The organism is Tenacibaculum discolor (assembly GCF_003664185.1).
Classification (GTDB): domain Bacteria; phylum Bacteroidota; class Bacteroidia; order Flavobacteriales; family Flavobacteriaceae; genus Polaribacter; species Polaribacter discolor.
Genome location: NZ_RCCS01000009.1, coordinates 226,699 through 246,833, shown reverse-complemented (window position 1 = coordinate 246,833; position 20,135 = coordinate 226,699). Strand labels below are relative to the sequence as shown.

At 32.1% G+C, this 20,135-nt stretch carries 13 protein-coding genes; all 13 read left to right on the top strand.

The features are described 5' to 3' along the window. Nucleotides 1–9: 9 nt before the first annotated feature. Genes C8N27_RS13140 through C8N27_RS13085 form a run of 13 tightly spaced genes read left to right on the top strand, consistent with a single transcriptional unit; the run spans nt 10 to nt 20,135 of the window. A complete protein-coding gene (locus C8N27_RS13140) occupies nt 10–1,941 on the top strand; it encodes a phage tail sheath family protein (protein ID WP_244174756.1) in 1,932 nt (643 codons plus the stop codon). 44 nt (nt 1,942–1,985) lie between these two features. Next, nucleotides 1,986–2,432, top strand: a complete 447-nt coding sequence (locus C8N27_RS13135; RefSeq protein WP_047790305.1) for a phage tail protein — start codon at nt 1,986–1,988, stop codon at nt 2,430–2,432. Then, nucleotides 2,432–2,869 carry a phage tail protein gene (locus C8N27_RS13130; RefSeq protein WP_099215620.1) on the top strand — a complete coding sequence of 146 codons (438 nt, stop codon included), beginning with the start codon at nt 2,432–2,434 and terminating at the stop codon, nt 2,867–2,869. The genes C8N27_RS13135 and C8N27_RS13130 overlap by 1 nt, the downstream gene beginning before the upstream one ends. 1 nt (nt 2,870) lies before the next feature. Continuing rightward, nucleotides 2,871–3,032 (top strand): DUF5908 family protein, encoded by a 162-nt coding sequence (locus C8N27_RS15960; RefSeq protein ID WP_164505160.1) that lies wholly within the window; start codon nt 2,871–2,873, stop codon nt 3,030–3,032. After that, nucleotides 3,032–3,718: a CIS tube protein gene (locus tag C8N27_RS13125; RefSeq protein ID WP_121147910.1), complete on the top strand. Its 687-nt coding sequence runs from the start codon at nt 3,032–3,034 to the stop codon at nt 3,716–3,718. Before C8N27_RS15960 ends, C8N27_RS13125 begins: the two co-directional genes overlap by 1 nt. Beyond that, complete coding sequence (gene vgrG / locus C8N27_RS13120; protein WP_121147907.1) at nt 3,719–5,464, top strand: type VI secretion system tip protein VgrG; 1,746 nt, start codon at nt 3,719–3,721, stop codon at nt 5,462–5,464. A gap of 4 nt (nt 5,465–5,468) precedes the next feature. Then, entirely contained in the window at nt 5,469–5,759 is a 291-nt protein-coding gene (locus tag C8N27_RS13115) for a PAAR domain-containing protein (RefSeq protein WP_121147904.1), read from the top strand. A 2-nt stretch (nt 5,760–5,761) separates the two neighbouring features. Then, nucleotides 5,762–6,175, top strand: a complete 414-nt coding sequence (locus C8N27_RS13110; protein WP_099215616.1) for a GPW/gp25 family protein — start codon at nt 5,762–5,764, stop codon at nt 6,173–6,175. Between the two features lie 8 nt (nt 6,176–6,183). Beyond that, entirely contained in the window at nt 6,184–9,360 is a 3,177-nt protein-coding gene (locus C8N27_RS13105; RefSeq protein WP_121147902.1) for a baseplate J/gp47 family protein, read from the top strand. Continuing rightward, entirely contained in the window at nt 9,348–12,080 is a 2,733-nt protein-coding gene (locus C8N27_RS13100; RefSeq protein WP_121147899.1) for a baseplate wedge protein, read from the top strand. Before C8N27_RS13105 ends, C8N27_RS13100 begins: the two co-directional genes overlap by 13 nt. Before the next feature lie 45 nt (nt 12,081–12,125). Then, complete coding sequence (locus C8N27_RS13095; RefSeq protein ID WP_121147897.1) at nt 12,126–17,240, top strand: hypothetical protein; 5,115 nt, start codon at nt 12,126–12,128, stop codon at nt 17,238–17,240. Further along, nucleotides 17,240–19,018 (top strand): contractile injection system tape measure protein, encoded by a 1,779-nt coding sequence (locus C8N27_RS13090; RefSeq protein WP_121147894.1) that lies wholly within the window; start codon nt 17,240–17,242, stop codon nt 19,016–19,018. Before C8N27_RS13095 ends, C8N27_RS13090 begins: the two co-directional genes overlap by 1 nt. Nucleotides 19,019–19,043: 25 nt before the next feature. Then, nucleotides 19,044–20,135: an eCIS core domain-containing protein gene (locus C8N27_RS13085; RefSeq protein ID WP_121147892.1), complete on the top strand. Its 1,092-nt coding sequence runs from the start codon at nt 19,044–19,046 to the stop codon at nt 20,133–20,135.

Genomic DNA, 20,135 nt, shown 5'->3' with positions numbered 1-20,135 from the left:
CAAGTAATTATGTCAGCGTACAAAACACCAGGAGTCTACGTAGAGGAAATTGTAAAGTTTCCCCCATCGGTAGCTCAAGTAGAAACAGCAATTCCAGCTTTTATTGGTTATACCGAGAGAGCTAAAAAGAAAGAGAATAATGACCTACTGTTAGAACCAACAAGAATAACGTCAATGTTAGATTACGAAACGTATTTTGGCTATGCAAGACAGGAAACAAGTATTGGAGTTAATGTAACAAATGCAAATCAAGCGAATGAGGAAGTAATTGTAACTGCACCAAGTACCCCGTCTCCTTTTAAGATGTATTATCACATGCAAATGTATTTTGCCAATGGAGGAGGTCCTTGTTACATCGTATCTGTGAACACCTATGAAGATGAGAGTAACAATGAAAATAGTATTTCTTTCGATGAATTGAAAGAAGGGTTAGATAAAGTAGCCTATGTAGATGAAGTAACCTTACTTACATTCCCAGACGGAACATCGTTGGCGTCAGATACTGATTTTTATAGTTTATATGCATCAGCACTTACTCAATGTAATAAATTACAAGATCGCTTTACCATTATTGATACTTATTCAGATAATGAATATGATGATGGAGGAGGGGATGTAGATCCAGTAGAAGCACTAAGAGATAAAATTTCTTTAGGAAAAGACTACTTGAAATATGGGGCAGCATATTACCCTTTTTTAAATACGATTCTTGACTACTCTTATGATGAAGATAGTATTGAAATAGAAGGATTGGATGAAAGTTTATCTGTGCAAGCGGAAGAAGTAATAGATGGAATTGATCTAACTGAGCTTGAAAGCCTGTTAACAGTATTGGTTGATACAAAAAATAATATAGATGGGGCAGGTAATGCGGTAGCATTGTCTTTTAAAAATGATGCCATTTCCAATATTAAAAATATTATTGGCTATTTAGAGAATATAACTTCATCAATCAACGATTTGATTTCTGCGGCTGAAGATTCAGAAGAAGCTTCTTTAGCAACACCAAGTGCGGATATGACAACTTGGATGGATGCTAATTTAGAAGCCACTTTGGCTGATTTACATGCTAAGCTATTTAAGCTACAACAAGATGACACAGAAGGAAAGTTAATGGGTAGTTTAACTTCTAATGCTACAAACGTATATGATCTATTAGGTATTATCGATGAAGCTGATATGACTAATAATGGAATCTATACCACTTTGGAAGATCAAAAAAACACCGATGAATTATTTGCCTTAAAAGGAGCTATTGATGCATTAGGAGGTGTAACAACACTCCCTTCGTTAGCAGATTTAAAAGTAGATAATAATGCTCTATACAATAAAATAAAGTTAGAAATAGGGTTGTTACCAGTAAAATTGGCACCTAGTGCAACCATGGCAGGAATTTATGCTAAAGTTGATGCCGATAGAGGAGTATGGAAAGCACCAGCAAATGTAGGGTTAAATTATGTATATGGCCCATCTGTTAATATATCACATGATGAGCAAAAAGATTTAAATGTAGACACCAAAGCAGGAAAATCTGTTAATGCTATCAGATCATTTGTAGGAAAAGGAAATCTTGTATGGGGAGCAAGAACTCTTGCAGGAAACGATAATGAATGGAGATATGTATCTGTAAGACGTTTCTTCAACATGGCAGAAGAGTCAATTAAAAAAGCATCAGAACAATTTGTTTTCGAACCTAATGATAAAAATACGTGGGTGCGTGTAAAAGCAATGATTGATAACTTCTTAACACAACAATGGAGAGCAGGAGCACTAGCAGGCCCTACACCAGAAAAAGCATTTTATGTAAGTGTTGGTTTAGGAGAAACCATGACTGCTCAAGATGTTTTAGAAGGAAATATGATCATAGAAATAGGTATGGCAGTAGTACGTCCAGCTGAATTTATCATACTTAAATTCTCTCACAAAATGCAAGAAGCATAAGTAAACTAACTAACCAAAAAAATATAAATAAAAAATAAAGAATCATGGCAGAATCATATCCAATGCCAAAGTTTTCCTTCGAGGTAACCTTTGGTGATACGAAATTTAATTGTACAGAAGTATCAGGGTTAAGTTTTGATAATAAAGTAATAGAATATCGTGGAGGAGCAGATAAAGAATACCACAAATCAAAACAACCAGGATTATTCGAATATAGTAACATTACTATGAAGAGAGGAACCTTCGTAGATGAAAGTAAACAGTTTTACAAGCAATGGGCTAAAACAGTTTATTTCCAAGAAGGAGGAGAGCAATTTAGAGGAGATTTAACCATCAAATTATTAGATGAGACTGGACAACCAGCTGTAGTATGGGAAGCTCAGAATGCTTATATCACTAAAGTACAGCCTACAGACTTAAAAGCTGATGGTAATGAAATAGCCATTGAAACTGCTGAGTGGGCAATTGAGAAGCTTAAAATGTCATCGTAATGAGCTATCATCCACCAGTAGGATTTAGTTTTAAAGTAGAGTTTGAAGATATTCCAACTTCAAGCGGCGACAATTCATTTCAATCAGTTTCAGGTCTTTCGGTAGACCTTGAAACTGAAGAAATAGCCGAAGGAGGAGAAAATAGATTCAAGCATAAAATACCGGTACGTTCCAAATATCCAAATTTAGTGTTGAAAAGAGGGATGCTTGTTGATTCGGAAGTAATTAAGTGGTGTAAAAAAGCCTTAGTCAATTTCGAGATACAACCTATAAATATCAATGTAATGTTATTGGGTGAAGACGAGCAAGCCATACAAACTTGGAATGTAAAACATGCATACCCTGTAAAATGGAATGTAGGAGACTTTAATGCTGAAGAAAGTAAACTGGTTATTGAGACACTTGAATTAACCTATAATTATTTTAAAATAGTATAAGATGCCTATTACTATCAAAGAATTACATATCAAGATTAACGTGGATGAAAAATCAGAATCACAAGGAAAAACAAGTGGATCAAAAAACGGAAATACAGCAGCTATAGTTTCGGCATGTGTGGAGGAAGTAATGGATATTCTTGAAAGACAAAAACAACGATAATGAGTCAAGGAGAGTTAAAAAAATTAGTAATAAAGGCGTATTCTGACGATAAGTTTAAGAATGAAGTAGCCAATGGGGAGTTTACAACACTTATAAACCCAGAAAAGTATATGGTTGCTTATAAACCAGAATATACTGAAGAACAAGGGCAAGGTACAAGTGGCTCTCAACCTAAGTTTACAAGAATACCTCCTCAAGAATTAGATTTAGACCTATTGTTTGATAGCAGTGGAGCCATTGACGGAAAAAGTGATCTAAAAGATGGAATCATAGATAAAATAGAAGCGTTTAAAAAAATTGTATTCGAATACAAAGGAGAAGAGCACAAACCTAACTATTTAATGATTAAATGGGGTGCTCTCCTTTTTAAGGGCTCTTTAGTAGATCTTTCTATTGAATATAAATTGTTTGCACCAGATGGAACACCATTACGTGCCAGTGCAAAGCTTAAGGTAAAAGGTACTATTGATGATGATTTACGAGTGGCAAGAGAAAACAATCAGTCGCCAGATTTAACTCACTATCGTAAAGTGAGATCAGGAGACACTTTACCACTTATATGTAATCGTATTTATGGAGACTCAAAGTATTATTTAGAAGTAGCTCGTGTTAATAAAATAATGCAGTTCAGAAAACTAAAACCAGGACAAGAAATCTTTTTTCCACCCATACAAAAATTTGCTTAGATGAATAATACAGGAACTATACAAACTTCAAAAAGTGCCGATTTAGTCACTTTTAAAATCTTGATTGAAGGAGAAGAACTCTCAAAACAATATGAGGTAAAAAATATTACTGTTTCCAAAGAAGTAAACAAAATACCAACCGCTCAAATTGTTTTAATTGATGGAGATGCTTCAGAGAGAGATTTTAAATTAAGTAACGAAGAGTTATTAATTCCTGGTAAAGAAATTGAAATTACCGCAGGATATCATTCTGATGAAGAAACTATTTTTAAGGGAATCGTTATCAAACATAATCTAAGAATTAGAGCTAGTTCAGCACAATTAATAGTTGAGTGTAAAGATGAAGCGGTAAAAATGACCGTAGGCAGAAAAAGTAAATATTTCTATGAAAGTACCGATAGCGACATTTTTGAAGAAATTATAGGGAAGTATAGTTTGTCAAAAGATGTAGAAACTACAAATTACAACCACGCTGAATTGGTGCAATATAATGCATCAGATTGGGACTTTGTCGTTTCAAGAGCGCAAGCCAATGGGAAATTATGTTTTGTAGATGATGGAACAATAACCATAGCTAAACCTAATGTAAGTCAGTCAGAAATTGAAACTGTAACTTTTGGAGGATCCTTATTAGACTTTGATGCAGAAATAGATGCACGTCACCAAGTAAAAAAGGTAGCAGCCTATAGCTGGAATCATGCTGATCAAGAAGTAATAGAAATTGAAGGAAAAGATCCAAATGTAAGTTTAAACGGAAACTTATCGGTTTCAGACTTAAACAAAACTATAGGCTTAGAAAGTATGGAATTACGACACGGAGGTGTTGTTACGGATACTGAATTACAAGACTGGGCAGATGCCAAATGGTTATTTCAACAATTGGCAAAAGTAAGAGGGCGTGTAAAATTTCAAGGAATCCCGTCAGTGAAACCAAACACCATTTTAAAACTAGAAGGTGTTGGAGACCGATTTAACGGAAATGTATATGTAACAGGAGTTCAGCATGTAATTTCAGAAGGAAATTGGGTAGCCAATGCACAGTTTGGTTTATCAACAGAATGGTTTTCTGAAACTTTTGAAATCTCAGCAAAACCAGCTTCAGGATTATTGCCTGCCATTCAAGGGTTACAAGTGGGAATTGTTACTCAATTAGAAGAAGACCCTGATGGAGAAGACAGAATTCTAGTACAAATTCCAATCGTAAATAACGAAGAAGAAGGTATTTGGTGTAGAGTAGCTTCACCCGATGCAGGAGAAAACAGAGGTATTTTCTTCCGTCCAGAAATAGGAGATGAGGTGATTGTAGGATTTATCAATGAAGATCCTAATGATGCCATTGTTTTAGGAATGTTGCACAGTAGTGCAAAACCTTCTCCAATTACAGCTACTGATGATAATCACGAAAAAGGAATTGTTACCAGAAGTGAAATGAAAGTGTTGTTTGATGATGATAAAAAAATAATCACTATTGAAACACCCGCAGGAAAAATTATTTCGCTGGATGAAGATGAAGGAGCCATAACGATTGAAGATGATAATTCTAATGTAATTACGATAAACAGCGATGGAATATCAATGGAAAGTGCCGGAGATATTTCATTGAAAGCATCAGGAGATGTCAATATTGAAGGAACAAATGTGAGCATAGCAGCCAATGCAGAATTTAAAGCAGAAGGTAGTGCTGGGGCAGAAGTTTCAACAAGTGCTATAGCTGTTTTAAAAGGTTCATTAGTTCAAATAAATTAAAAAAATGGGAAACCCAGCAGCAAGAATAACAGACATGCATGTGTGTCCAATGGTCACAGGAACAGTACCTCATGTAGGAGGGCCAATTTTACCAGCGGGAGAACCTACCGTATTAATTGGAGGATTACCTGCGGCGAGAGTAGGTGATATGGCAACTTGTACTGGGCCACCAGATAGCATAGTCGCTGGATCAGGAACCGTATTAATTGGAGGGATGCCAGCAGCAAGAATGGGAGATGGTACTTCACATGGAGGAACTATTGTACTAGGAGAAGCAACAGTTTTAATAGGATAACAATGGAAAATAAAAAAGCATTTTTAGGAATAGGTTGGGATTTTCCACCAGAGTTTTCAAAAGATCTAAGCGAAGTTATCATGATTTCAGAAGAAGAAGATATTAAAAGTAGCTTGGAAATATTGTTAACTACCAGATTAGGAGAACGTGTAATGCTACCTAATTACGGTTGCAACTTACAAGAGCTTCTTTTTGAAAAGTTAGATAGAACGCTAATAACCTATGCTAAAGATTTAATTGAAACAGCAATTTTATATCACGAACCAAGAATTGATGTGATTCATATTGATGTTTCAGAAACAGATCCTTTAGAAGGAATGTTAATAATAAAAATTGAATACATAGTTAGAGCTACCAATAGTAGAACGAATGTTGTTTTCCCTTTCTATAAAGGAGAAGGAACCGATATAAATTAAGACACACCATGAGTAAAATCATTTCTAGCATATTACAACGAAACGGAACAGGACAAGAGCTGCGTTATATTGACGCATTAGATCCTGATAATTTCGAACTTCACGATTTTACTATAGAAGATTGGATTTTGTTTGCTTATAATTTTGCTGAAAAATTAAATTACTTTTCTACAGGAAATCATAAAGTAGCATCTGGAGATTGGCAAGATTTTTTTAAAAAATTAACTACAGCAGATATTCCTTTTAGGGGAACTAGAGAATATCAAAAATTAAAAGAAAACATTAGCTCAACTCTTAATGGATATACGGAGGAAGGAAAGTTGAGTCCGCATTTAACCTTGTTTGTTTGCTTCTTAGAGTTATTAGAATTTTCAAAGGAACGATTTAATAATTTAACCAAACGTCATTTAGATTTTTATTACAAAGAAATATTACAAGTTCAAAAGCGAGAACCTGTTTCAGATCAAGCGCATATAATTTTTGAATTAGCAAAAAAGATTACTGACGAACGAATTGAAGAAAGAACCTTACTTGATGCGAAAAAAGACAGCCTAGGAAATCCGTTGGTTTACGAAACAACAGAAGAATTAATAGTAAACAAAGCCTCAGTAGGAGCCATAAAAACCATTTACAATAACAATTCAGAAAGTTTAAAAAAGATAAAAGCAAGTGCAGTAGCTAACACAAAAGATGGTTTTGAAGAACCACTTCCTGAAGATGCTCCGTATTGGTATCCCTTTGGATATCCTGCAAGTGGAAAAAATGCTACTGAATTGCCAGATGCAGTAGTAGGATTTTCAATCGCCTCACCAATGTTATTGTTGCAAGAAGGAGATAGAACAGTAACGATAACCATTAATTTTAAAAATAACTTTGAAGAAAACTCTTTTGATGTAAGCGAGTTACTTCAAACCGTTCAAATTTTTGGAAGCGGAAAAGAAAAGTGGATTGAACCAACACTGGTTGCTATTAACAATGTAAATGATGGAGCGTTAGTTGCTACGAATCAAATAAGTTTCACATTTACATTAGGACTTGATTCAGGTGCATTATTAGGATATAACGAAGAGTTTTTACTAACAAAATATAAAACTTCACATCCGTTAGTGCGTTTTGAATTTGATGTTTCAACAGCCATAGGATATGATTTTTATAGGTTTTTAGTAGGAAACACAGTTGAAAAAGTAGTGATAAAAACAGATGTCAAAGGAGTAAAGTCGGCAACTGTAGAAAATGATAATGGAACGGTAAGAACTAAAAAACCATTTCACCCTTTTACTACACGTCCTATTGAAGGATCTAATTTTAGTGTAAATTATAATGAAGCGTTCTCGAAAAAATGGAAAAATTTCACGGTAAACCTTCGTTGGAAAAATACGCCAGATGATTTTAAAGAGTGGTATGAAGCATATGTAACATCACCAAACTATTCATCAATCAATAAATATATTGAGGTACTTAAAAAAGATATAGATAAAAGAGCCTTATTGGTGAATAATGAAACGCATTTTAAAATAGAAAAACGATTATTACACGCCGCAGGAGAAGCCAATGAAACTGTAGGGGAAATAAAAAATCTCTTTATAAAAGAGATAGATGAAGAGACTGATGAGGTAAGTTATATGTCAGAGTTTGAAGTAGAAAATACTGCAAATGCTTATGAAATAGGAAAAGCAGAAGCCTTACAACTTAGTTTAGAGCAATCTTTTTTACACGAATTATATCCTAAATTGTATGCATTAGCAGTAAGTGCAGATGATAAAGATATTATTTTTCCTAATGAGCCTTACACTCCATTAGTAGAATCAATTTCTGTAGATTATACAGCAGAAGAAACCATGCTTCTGGAAGAAATGGATTTGGAAGGAAATCGCATTCAGTTTTTTCATGAACATCCTTTTGGTCAGCATGAAGAAAATTACGCAGAGAAGAAATACTTACAAGAAGAAAAAGGAATTGTAGATGTTTTTGATAAAGATATTATTCAAATCACACTAGTACCAAAATACTGTATAGGAGGTCATTTATTTTTAGGAATAAAAAACTTAGAACCTCAACAAAACCTTTCACTGTTAATCCAAGTATTAGAAGGAAGTGAAAATCCACTAGTAGAAAGCTTCGGAAAAAATGAAAAGATAAACTGGTCGATATTATGTAATAATAAGTGGAAAACGTTAGAAAACAATATCATTTCTAATAACACAGATAACTTCTTAAAATCAGGAATAGTTAAATTTTCAATACCTAAAGAAGCAACTTCAAATAATACATTATTACCATCAGGATATACTTGGATAAAAGCACAAATGAGTAAATCATTTGAAGCAGTATGTAAGGCCATTGGTATTCACGCCCAAGCAGTAGAAACTACGTTTGTAAACAACAATAATGAGGTAAGTCATTTAAAAAACGGACTACCTAGCGGAACCATTAAAAAAATGGTTACACGGATACCACAAATTAAATCAGTATCACAACCTTACAGTTCTTTTGGAGGAAGCCCAGAAGAATCAGACGATAATTTTTACAGAAGAATAAGCGAGCGTTTGCGTCACAAAAACAGAGCAATAACCTTGTGGGATTACGAGCATTTAATTCTTCAAGAATTCCCAGAAATTTATAAAGTAAAATGCTTAAACCATACTTCACAAACAAGTTTCACAGCAGCAGGTCATGTTACTTTAGTAGTCGTGCCAGATACTGTAAATAAAAATGTATTTGACATTTATCAACCACGAGTAAGTAAAGCCACTTTAAATAGTGTAACACAGTATATCAATGCATTAAATACATTACATGTAAATGCAGAAGTCATCAATCCTAATTACGAAGAAGTAAGCATAGGTTTAGAAGTAAGTTTTTATGATGGATACGATGAAAACTTCTATACCGAACAACTAAAAACAGACATTACAAAGTTTCTATCTCCTTGGGCGTTTGATGAGACCAAAGAAGTAACCTTCGGAATTATGCTACATAAAAGTGTCTTAATTGATTACCTAGAAAAACTACCCTATGTAGATTATTTGCAAAATGTAACGATGAATGAGGATGCTAATGTGTATAAAATAGAACCAAGTGATCCAAAATCAATATTAGTATCAGCAAAGAAGCATAACGTAAGCACAGTGCTAACCACTTGTAAAGGAACTAAAAAAATCATAGAACAAACATGTCAGCTATAAACGAACATATCAATATTCCGAAGAATATATCTACCAAAGACGATTTAGATTTTTCTTTTTTAAGAAAAGAAGGAATCTCTTATTTAGAAACATTTGGAGGTAAGTTATGGACTGACTTCAACTCGCACGATCCTGGAGTAACTATTTTAGAAATGTTGTGTTATGCTATTACCGATTTAGGAATGCGTATCAATACACCACTAGAAGATTTATTAGCATCTAAAGATCCGAACTTATCACTACAAGCACAGTTTTATAAAGCATCAGAAATTTTTCCAACAAAACCAGTCAATGAATTAGATTATAGAAAATTGTTTATTGATTTAGAAGGGGTAAAAAACTGTTGGTTGCGAATTTATGATAAACAAGTATTTGTTGATTGTAAGAATAACAAATTAAGCTACAAAAAGTTTGAAGGTATTTTACCAGAGTTTCAAAAAGACTTTAAGTTAAAGGGACTGTATTCATTATTGGTTGATTTAGAAGAAGGTTATACAAAAGAGCAGGTTTTTCCAAATATCAAAACAGCATATCATAAGAATAGAAATTTATGTGAAGATTTAATAACCATAAATGAAGTAGCTACACAACCTATTGCCATTTGTGCCAATGTTGATGTTGTTCCAGAAGCCGATGAAGAATGGGTGTATGCTAATATTTTATTTCAGATAGAGAATTACTTATCACCGTCATTACAGTTTTATTCAGTGCAACAAATGCTTGATAAAGGATATACTACCGATGAGGTGTTTGATGGTCCGGTATTAACAAACGGGTTTATAGATACGGAAGAACTTAAAAAAGCAGAATTAAGAAAAGAAGTACGTCTTTCTGATGTGATGAAAATCATTATGAATATTGACGGAGTAAAGTTAATTAAAGATATTTCTGTAGGATTTTGTGATGAAAACATTGTTCAAGAAAATAAATGGATAGTTTGTATCGATCCAGATAAAAAACCAGTACTGTGTGAAAAAAGTACGTTTAATTTTAGTAAAGGATTCCTTCCTTTAAACTTAAACTACAATAGAGTTAATGAATACCTTAAACAATTAAAAGAAGATGAAATTGCTTCACAACAAATAACAGCTGATGAAAAGATTTTATCATTACCAAAAGGGAGTTCAATAGGAGCTGGTGAGTATACTACTATTCAAAATGATTTTCCTGATACCTATGGAATTGGTCAAGAAGGCTTAGCAATACACGTAACCAATGAAAGAAAAGCAAAAGCCAAACAACTAAAGGCGTATTTAACATTTTTCGATCAAATCTTAGCAACCTATTTCAAACACTTATCAGAAGTAAAAACATTATTGTCTGTTAGCGGACAAGAAACTCGAACATTTTTTACACAAGCAGTAAAAGATATTAAAGATTTTGATGAGCTCGTAAGTGAATATCCACAGTCAGATGATGATGAATTAACAAAGCTATTATTCAATCAGTTTGATAATAATGTAGAACGCAGAAATTCTATTTTAGATCATTTGTTAGCACGTTTTGCAGAACGATTTGGAGAGTACACATTTATTATGAAAGCGTTGTATGGAACAGCTACTGATGAAATTGTGCTATCAAATAAAGAAGCTTTTTTAAAAGATTATAAAGTAATAAGTAGCGAAAGAGGTGTAGCTTTTAACTATTACAAACAACTTCAAGAAAATTTATGGGACACAAATAATGTATCCGGATTTCAAAAACGTATAGCACGTTTAATGGGGATTGCTAATGAGAAAAGAAGACACTTAACGGAAACCAATGTAGATATTTATGAAGTAACAGAAGGTAGCAATACATATAGATGGAGGTTAAAAGATAATAATGGAAACATACTATTGTCAGCAACTGAAAACTACGCTAAAAAAGTTTTTGCTATTGAAGAATTATACTTTACAGTATTACAAATTGTACAAACCAAAGAAAAAGATATAGAGGAAGCTTTTGAAGAGGGTATTACAAATAATATGCAAATTGGATTTATAAGAATACATGAATCTACACCATCAAAACCTTCTATTCCAGTAAAGTATTCTTTTGATGTTATTAATCCAGAAAAACCAAAGAGTAGTTCTGATTATATTATAGCAAAACAATACAAATACTATACAGATAGTAGTGATTTAAAAGAAGCATTGTTAGAGATAATTTCTTTTTTGAAAAAAGATTTCACAGAAGAAGGAATGTTTTTAGTAGAGCACATGTTATTGCGTCCAGATGTTACCAATAACAATTCAAAAAACTTCTTACCTATTTGCGCAAAAGATTGTGAAGACTGTGGAACGATTGATCCTTATTCTTATAGAGTAAGTATCGTTTTACCAGGATATACTTATCGTTTTTCAAACCCAGATTTTAGACGCTATATGGAAAATGTTATTCGACAAGAACTTCCAGCACATGTTTTACCAAGAATTTGTTGGGTAGGAGAACGAAAAGGAATTGTACCTGATAATGAAAATGATTTATTACAGTTCGAGAACGCATACAAAACATACTTGTTTGCAAAAACAAACTTAGAACAAGAACAACCTACAGAGAATAATGAGTTGCCAAACTTAATACATGCTATGCAGCAATTAAATACGATTTATCCTGTAGGAAGATTAACCGATTGTAATGCAGAAGACGAAGCATTAGATGGAAGAATTATACTAAACCAATCTAGTATAGGAAACATACAATCAGAAAAAGAAAATAATAACGAAGAAAACTCATAAAAATAGTACGTGTTTATTTATTAACACAGCCAAAACATAATACGTATGGAAACGACTAACCTGAAATTAAGAGAAATTACAACTGAGTATAGTAAGTTTAATGCTAATCAAGTGTTAACAGAAACACAACTTAATACATTTATCGACTATTTTGATGATCAAAACCGTTTGTCAAGGCTAGGTTTAAGTGGTGTTGGAATAGCCTGTGGGTTTGAGCTGACTCCAAAATTTACTATAGATAAAACAGCGGTGTCGGGTATTGAAATTACTCAAGGAACAGCAGTAACTACCGATGGAGATTTAGTTCAGTTTTTTGATTTAATAGAAGAAAACTTACAGTCAAAAACATTTTCATTCTATAAAAAATTTGAAGATACTGATGGTAATTACGAACGTTTTAAAAATGCTCAGGATAATCAGTATAATTTATGGGAACTGCACAGTGAAGAAGATGAGTCGTATGCCCCTTTGATTGAGTTTCCAGAGATACAAAAAATGGCTGTTTTGTTGTACCTCGAACAATATCCAAATGAAGATGTATTGTGTAATAAACTAACATGCGATAATCAAGGTATTGAGCAAATCAATAATTTACGCGTGTTACTTGTAAGTGTTGAAGATTTAGAAGCTATTGCAGCTAAAGATACTATCTTTTTAAAACACAATTGGTATAAACTTAACAACGAACTACCTGTCGTAGAAGCAAAAAGGGTGGTGTTAAACGAAAAAAATACCAAAACATTTTCAGAGTTAAAAGCACAGTTTGATAGTGTTGTTAAAGATACAAGTATTAGTGTAGATTTAATTGAAGGCTTTGATACAATATTCTCAAAATTTCAAAAACCATCAATAGCCACTAAAATAAAATCATTATTTAGTTTCAGTTCTTTGGCTGTTCCACTAGATTTTCAATATAGGTACGATGTTATCAAAGATTTGGTAGATACGTATAATGAAATTAAAGAACTACTATTACACATCAATGTAAACTGTTGTCCAAATATTGGAGCCTTTCCAAAGCATATAATGTTAGGAAAGTTGAAAAAAGAAACAGAATACCCAGAATTACGCCACCGATTTTATAAATCAACTATTGTAGGTCATGAAAATGAAAACCTTCAAAAAATACAGTTGTTAATTGATAGAGCAATTGCCATTTCGAGTAATTATATAGGAAAAACAAAATCAAAAGATGTGGTAATAACCCCATCGCAAGCACATACCACATTAAGTGAAAAAGCTGTTCCTTTTTATTATAATGTTTCTTCACAGTTTTTAAAGAGATGGGACTTTAACAAAACAAAAAACTATAGAGCAAATCAAAACTTAAGCTATCATAAAGAAAACCTTAAAAATTCAGCAGCAATTCAAAAACCACTATCATATAATATTGATAAAAATGATTTTTACAGAATTGAAGGACATCAAGGTAAAATGTACAGAGATGCCTTAGCAAAAATCTTAAAACTTAAAAAAGATAACGGATTGAGTTTTGATGTGAAAACACTTTCCATTAACGCTACAGAACAAACTATTAATATAAATAATTACGAGTGTGAGTTTGAAGATTTAAAAATGTTGTTGAATGCATGGAGAGCAGAACAGAATTGCATTTTATCAGAAGTAAGTAAAACATTTTCAGCCTTTAAATTAACCGATCCAAAAACTAACACAGTAGTAGATAACGTGGTCAACTATAAAGACAAAATAAGTGTTTTAGAAAAAGAACCCATAAAAGAAGAAATTCCATTAGTAAAAGAGTATATCAGTAGAATGGATTTACTTTCTAAAGAGGCAAGTGTTAAGGAAGATTTTGCGTATAAGTATGATATCGGAACCAAAGAATATAATAAGTTTTTAGAGGAAGAAAACATTGTAAAAGATAGTTTAACAAAAGAGGAAGACTCAATAGGGTTTTTGATAGACCGAGTAATTGATGAAAACAAATACGGATCAGCCAGCGACATTATCGTTGAATTAAATAAAGAAACTGAAGCTTTAAAAGAAAAAGAAGTTTGGAAAGAAGAACCAACGCTTAGCGATTTTATTTTAACAGATCTTACAGAAACCTTAGTTCATACCTATATTTTAGATACAAAAATCCCATTAAATATAAGAGATATAGATAGTCTTGTGCTAACAAGTTATAAACTAACGATAGCAGAGTTGTGTAAAAGAGTAAAAAAACTACAAGCAAAGTATAATAGTACTTCATTAGAACTATCAACCAAACAAATTTTAGGTCTATTAATTAACCAGTTGTCAATTGTTTGTTGTTCAGGAAAAAAGTTAGAAACACTACTTGAAGAAATAGATAAAAGAAAGAAAAAGATTTTAGAAAGAATACAACTTTCAGAATTTGTAAAACAACATCCAGGACTTGAACACAAAGCAGGAGTTATTCCAGGAGGAACCTTTGTAATGGTATATGTAAATGAAAATGCAGCAGATAAAAATACATTTGATGATGTAGTATTAGATATCATATTTAAAAATCAACCTATTATATCAAATACAGACTTTGTAAAAGACGATTTTTTACTATCGAATGATACTTTCCTTGAAAAAGAAATACTCTATAAAAATGGAGGTGTAATTAACTTATGGGATAAAAGCTCTAGTATTGAGTTTTCATTTGTAGATGGAAGCTATTTCACCCTAAAAAACAGACTGTTTTTTAATCAAGACGTTGTTTTAGTAGGAAAAACATTAGCCGAAACAGTAAGCAATTTTACAGCGTTCTTAAACAGAACTTGGTTCAGAGCAGGTGTATCTAAAATTCTTAGTGCAGAAGAAACTACAATGTATAAAGATGGTTCCGTAGGAATGCGTATTACTATCAAAGATCATTTAGTACCTAAAGACGAGTATTTTTTACAGATATATAATCCTGTTGTTTTAGAAACCAAGAAACGATTGTATTTTGACGAAAATGAAGTGATTCGTGAAAATGAAACATTGAAAAACACGGTAGTAGCAGACTTTTCGTTGCCATATATGTGTTGTTCAGACTGTGCTCCAGTGAACTTTATTATACCAAAAGAACCACCATTTTTAAGTTTACCAGTAAGTACTATATGTTTGAAAAAAGAGACTGTAATTGAACCTTTAATTTTTACAGTAAGACCTATAGACGGAGAGGTAAAAGCAATTGCTCCAGAAGGAGTAATATCAGGAGTGTTTAAAGATCCAGAAGATGAAAAATGGAAAATTGATGTTACTAAAACTGATAAAAGTTTATTAGGTAAACCAATGAAGTTTACAGTAAACGATGAACCTACCGATTGTGAACTTATCGTATATCCAGCATTAAAGTTGTTGGTTGAAGTAGAACAACCTATTGAATACAATGAAGATAAATCTAAAGCTAGGGTAACTTATGTATTACATTGGAAAGATGCTGATTTTATCGGAGCTGATTTCTTTAATAACATCAAGTATTCTTGGGACTTTATGGGAGATGGTAATAGAGTAGAACATACACCAATAAACAACAAAGTTTTCCATAACTATACATTACCAATTGATGATATAAATAATGAAATAAACCCAGCATTAGAAATTTCATTAGGACCATGCTCGAAAGAAATTTCTATAAGTCCAATAAAGTTTGACACCTTAACGCCATCAGAGTTGGCTATCGAATCGTCATACTGTATCGATTTTACTAAAGAAAAAACAGCAAGAATACCATTTACAAATGTTAATGGAACAATAACTATTGAAGGTGGAGCTATAAAAGGTGTTACAATTGAGAATAATGAATTAGTTATTGATGTAGCCACTTTTGAAAATTATGATCAAATTATTGAGTTTTTAGAAGATGGACAAACAACAAATGCAAGAATAACAATTCATGAAGTTAAACAAATAAGTATTTCAGAACGAAGCGAATCAAGATTTATATGGAAAGACGGACAGTTATTTTACGAAGCAGCTTTTGAAGCAATACTTCCAGAAGGTGTAAAGCCGGAAGGATTAAAGTTTAATTGGAGTGTAAATAGCATTGAGTCGGAGACAGAGTTATTTAATCCTCAGTTATTAGTAAAAGAAGGTGTAGGAAACTCTTACACAATAAAATTAATGATTACTGATGGTAACGGATGTTTTTCTAAAGCAGATTTTACAAAGAATATAGCCTTCCCAGAGTTTACAATAAGCTTACCAAACACCACTTTTTGTTTAAGTGATAAAGAGTCTTACCCTGTTGTAGTAAGACCACAATTTGAAGGTGTACAACTTACAGGAGGAAATGTAAAGTTTAATGAAGAAACAAAATTATGGGAGTTTGTGCCAGCCAATTCAGGATTAACAGATTCAGGTACTGTAAGTATAAGTCTTGTAGGAACTTTTGTTACACAGGCTATTAATTTAACAGCGACACCACAAGCAAGCTTTACTTATAGTTTTGATCCAGAAATTAGAATATTATCATTAACAAATACTTCAGAAAAAGGAGACAAGTATGTTTGGGTGATTAATGGAGTTGAAAGAGAACCTCAAGTAAATAGAACAACAATAACAGAAGACCTGAGCAATTTTGATGGAGACTTAGTAAAAGTCTCTTTAACGGTAGTAAGTAAGTGTGGAGAGAATACATCAACAGAAGTTATAGAAATAGGAAAAATACAAGATAAAACCTGTGAGGAAATAACAAAAACAGAAGTTGGAAACTATTATAAGTTAAATAAGTTTAGTATAAATGATGGAGGTAGTGGAACTAATGTTAACATGGTTGTAGTAGTTCCTACAAATGACGCTTATAAAGCAATTATAACTGATGAAAATAACTCTTATTTAACAGGAGAAAACAACAATCAATTAAGAGGAATGTTTTCTAAGTTACTTATTAATACATCAAAATTACTTATTGAAGATGTTGAAAATAGAACATTACTTACAAGGTATTTTAGAGCAGAAGTAAGGTTGCTTTTAAATATTCTTCATTGTCAAGAAAAAACGGTTTTAGAGTTAGATGAAAATCGAGGAATTATCTTAGAACTATTAGAGGTAATAGATAGTGTTTTTATCTCTTTCAAAGAAAATCAAATAAAAGTAGCTAATGAAGCTTTTCTGCAGTTTTTAGAGAAATTTACAACAGAGATTCAAGCTGAATATATTTCTAAGTTTATTAATGAAAACTTAAAGCAAAACGTGTAATGGTTGCTAAAGAACATACCATTCAAAAAGTATTTGTTGAGGTAAATACGAAAAGTAAAAAAGTAGCAGAAGAGTGTAAAAATACTATTGAAGACTTTTTACAGGAAGAAGTATTTCCAGAAATAGAAAAATATTTTAACTCTCAAGAAATCGAGTATGAAGCATACATTCAGCAAATAGAAAACTTAAATATTGAAGTAGATATATCAACTAACAATAAGTCGATAAAAGATAACAGTACAAAGAGAGCAATAAAAGAACAACTTATAACAAAGTTAAAAGCAATTTTCAAAGCTCCAGAACTACATAAGGTAGCTATAAAAAAGGTTACTACATCAGAATCTAAATTAGATGCTTTTTTTTACTTTTTGCAACATGGTACAACAGCTTGGTGGAATCAAAAAGAAGAGAAAAGTTTTACAAAAAAGATGTTGTTTGAAATAACAGAAAGTCAATTTTTTGAAGAACGTTTTTTAAAATCATTAAGAGATCCAGCTCAACAAAATCGATTGATTCAGCAGTTTAAGACTGAAGAGTTGCAAATATTATTCCTAGGAGTTTTCAATAAACCAGTGGGGTATGAGGCTTTTCTATCAACGATCAAAAAAATTGATTTTAAGAGCTACATCATAAGGAATAAAGTGTGGAAGTTTTTCATCAAAGCAACAATTAATAATAATTTTTCAAGAATAGTAAATGAAGTTCAAGAAGAAATAGAGATATGTAAAAGAACAAAGGCTTTTAATTCTTCAAAAAATCTAACTCAATTTTTACAAGAGCTAACTTCTCAAGAAAGAATATTTAGAAGTCAGTTTAATAGTAAAGAACAGAAGGAGTTTAAAAAGAAGAAAGAAGGGAGTAGCATTGAGGTTGTCAATACAGAGTTTATAAGTGAAAAAGAAGAAAAAAAATCAGATGTAAGTATTGATAAACTAGATAAAGTAGGAGTCAAAAAAAATCAAAATAAAGCAGAAGAATTAACTCTTCCAAAGAATGAATCAAGTAAATCTAATTCACAAAAAACTCCAGAAAAAGTAGATATTCAAAACAAAAAAGAAGTCTTAAAGAAGAAGAAAACATCATCAAAAGAAAAAAGTAAAGAAGTAAAAGAAGAATTAAGAATAAAAATGCAAGCGAAAAGTAAGAATCTTTATGAAGATAAGGGAGTAAACTTGAAAACGGAGAAAATTACTGACGACCAAAAGAGAGCTGAATATAAAAGGAGACATCAAGAAGCGTTAAAAAATACTTTTTCAAGTAAAAATGAAGTTGTAAGTGAGCCTAAATCACATCTTATAAGAAACGCTGGATTAATTTTATTACACCCCTTTTTAAAACAGTTTTTCAATTCATGTGGTTTTTTAGATAAAGAGAATAAAATTATCAAACCTAATGAAGCAATTCACTTACTGCACTATGTAGCAACTAAAAAAGAACAACAGTTTGAAAACAATTTAATTTTTGAAAAGTTTTTGTGCAATCTACCAATACAAAGTTCTATTGAAAGAAATATAGTATTGAGTGATGAGCTTAAAGAAAAGTCAGAAGAATTGTTAAGAGCAGTACTTCAAAATTGGTCAATTTTAAAAAACTCTTCAAATGACCTATTACGTAATGAGTATTTACAAAGAGAAGGAAAACTAGATTTAACTAAAGACAACCCTACCCTAACAGTTGAAAGAAAAACACAAGATATCTTATTAGACACCAAATTACCATGGAATTTAAGTTTATGCAAAGTTCCTTGGATGAAGGAATTAATCTTTACGAATTGGTAAAATATAACTAAAACTATAGAAAGTCATGTTTAAAAGAGATAAAAAACCAGAAGCTAATAACGTTCAAGCAAAGGATAAAAAAAAGGATTTATTTATTCAACCAAAGCTAGCGTTTGGAAAAAAAGGAGATCAATATGAAGTTGAAGCAGATAAAATGGCTGATAAAGTTGTAGGAAATAATAAGAAAGTTAATTCAATACAAAAAAAAGAAAGTGAAGAAAAAATACAGCAAAAACCGCTGGCTTCTGAAGTAACACCTTTAGTACAAAAAATGGAAACTACTGAAGATGAGCAATCCGTTCAAAAGATGGAGGAAGAAGAAGCGGTGCAAAGTAAAGAAGAGGAAGAAACAGTACAATCGAAGTGCGATGATTGTGAAAAAGAAGAGAGAGTACAAAGGCAAGAAGAAGAGGAAGCTGTGCAGTCAAAAACAGAAAAATCTGCTTCAAAAAAAAATAAACCTTCTTTTGAAAGTAAGTTAAAAAGAGGAAATGGAGGTCAAAAAATGGATGCACAAACACAAAGTGAAATGGAGTCAGGTTTCGGAGCAGAATTTAGTCATGTAAACATTCACAACGATTCAGAAGCAGCACAATTGAGTCGAGAAATAGGAGCACAAGCATTTACGCATGGAAACGATATCTATTTTAATAAAGGTAAATACAATCCAAACTCCAAAGATGGAAAGCACTTGTTAGCGCATGAGTTAACACATACGATTCAACAAAAAGGAATGGTGCAAAAAAAGATTCAAAAACTTTCTGATTCTGAATGTTCACCAACCTATTCATTACCCCATAGAGGAAATTGTAGAAGAGGTTTTGTTCATACATGTTATTCAGAAACGTTTAAGCCGTCTAGTAGCTCAGCTCTTAATGGGGAGGTTTCAGTTAGCTATAATAGGTCAGGAAGTATAGGACCAGAAGATTTTAGTGTGCAAGTATATAAATGTGGTATAATAAGAGATACTCGTATAGGAAGTAAAAGATTAGGACCTAACATACCTGGGACTTTAAATTTTTCTATAGCTAGTGTTACACCTGGAGATAGTTATTACATAAAAATCTATTCAAGATCTCACTTAAAGCTTGATGCAAACTACCGTATTTGGCAGTAA

Bases quoted from the DNA above. Each gene is read 5' to 3' on its own strand.
- C8N27_RS13140 (WP_244174756.1), top strand. From the start codon at position 10: ATGTCAGCGTACAAAACACCAGGAGTCTACGTAGAGGAAATTGTAAAG.
- C8N27_RS13135 (WP_047790305.1), top strand. From the start codon at position 1,986: ATGGCAGAATCATATCCAATGCCAAAGTTTTCCTTCGAGGTAACCTTT.
- C8N27_RS13130 (WP_099215620.1), top strand. From the start codon at position 2,432: ATGAGCTATCATCCACCAGTAGGATTTAGTTTTAAAGTAGAGTTTGAA.
- C8N27_RS15960 (WP_164505160.1), top strand. From the start codon at position 2,871: ATGCCTATTACTATCAAAGAATTACATATCAAGATTAACGTGGATGAA.
- C8N27_RS13125 (WP_121147910.1), top strand. From the start codon at position 3,032: ATGAGTCAAGGAGAGTTAAAAAAATTAGTAATAAAGGCGTATTCTGAC.
- vgrG (WP_121147907.1), top strand. From the start codon at position 3,719: ATGAATAATACAGGAACTATACAAACTTCAAAAAGTGCCGATTTAGTC.
- C8N27_RS13115 (WP_121147904.1), top strand. From the start codon at position 5,469: ATGGGAAACCCAGCAGCAAGAATAACAGACATGCATGTGTGTCCAATG.
- C8N27_RS13110 (WP_099215616.1), top strand. From the start codon at position 5,762: ATGGAAAATAAAAAAGCATTTTTAGGAATAGGTTGGGATTTTCCACCA.
- C8N27_RS13105 (WP_121147902.1), top strand. From the start codon at position 6,184: ATGAGTAAAATCATTTCTAGCATATTACAACGAAACGGAACAGGACAA.
- C8N27_RS13100 (WP_121147899.1), top strand. From the start codon at position 9,348: ATGTCAGCTATAAACGAACATATCAATATTCCGAAGAATATATCTACC.
- C8N27_RS13095 (WP_121147897.1), top strand. From the start codon at position 12,126: ATGGAAACGACTAACCTGAAATTAAGAGAAATTACAACTGAGTATAGT.
- C8N27_RS13090 (WP_121147894.1), top strand. From the start codon at position 17,240: ATGGTTGCTAAAGAACATACCATTCAAAAAGTATTTGTTGAGGTAAAT.
- C8N27_RS13085 (WP_121147892.1), top strand. From the start codon at position 19,044: ATGTTTAAAAGAGATAAAAAACCAGAAGCTAATAACGTTCAAGCAAAG.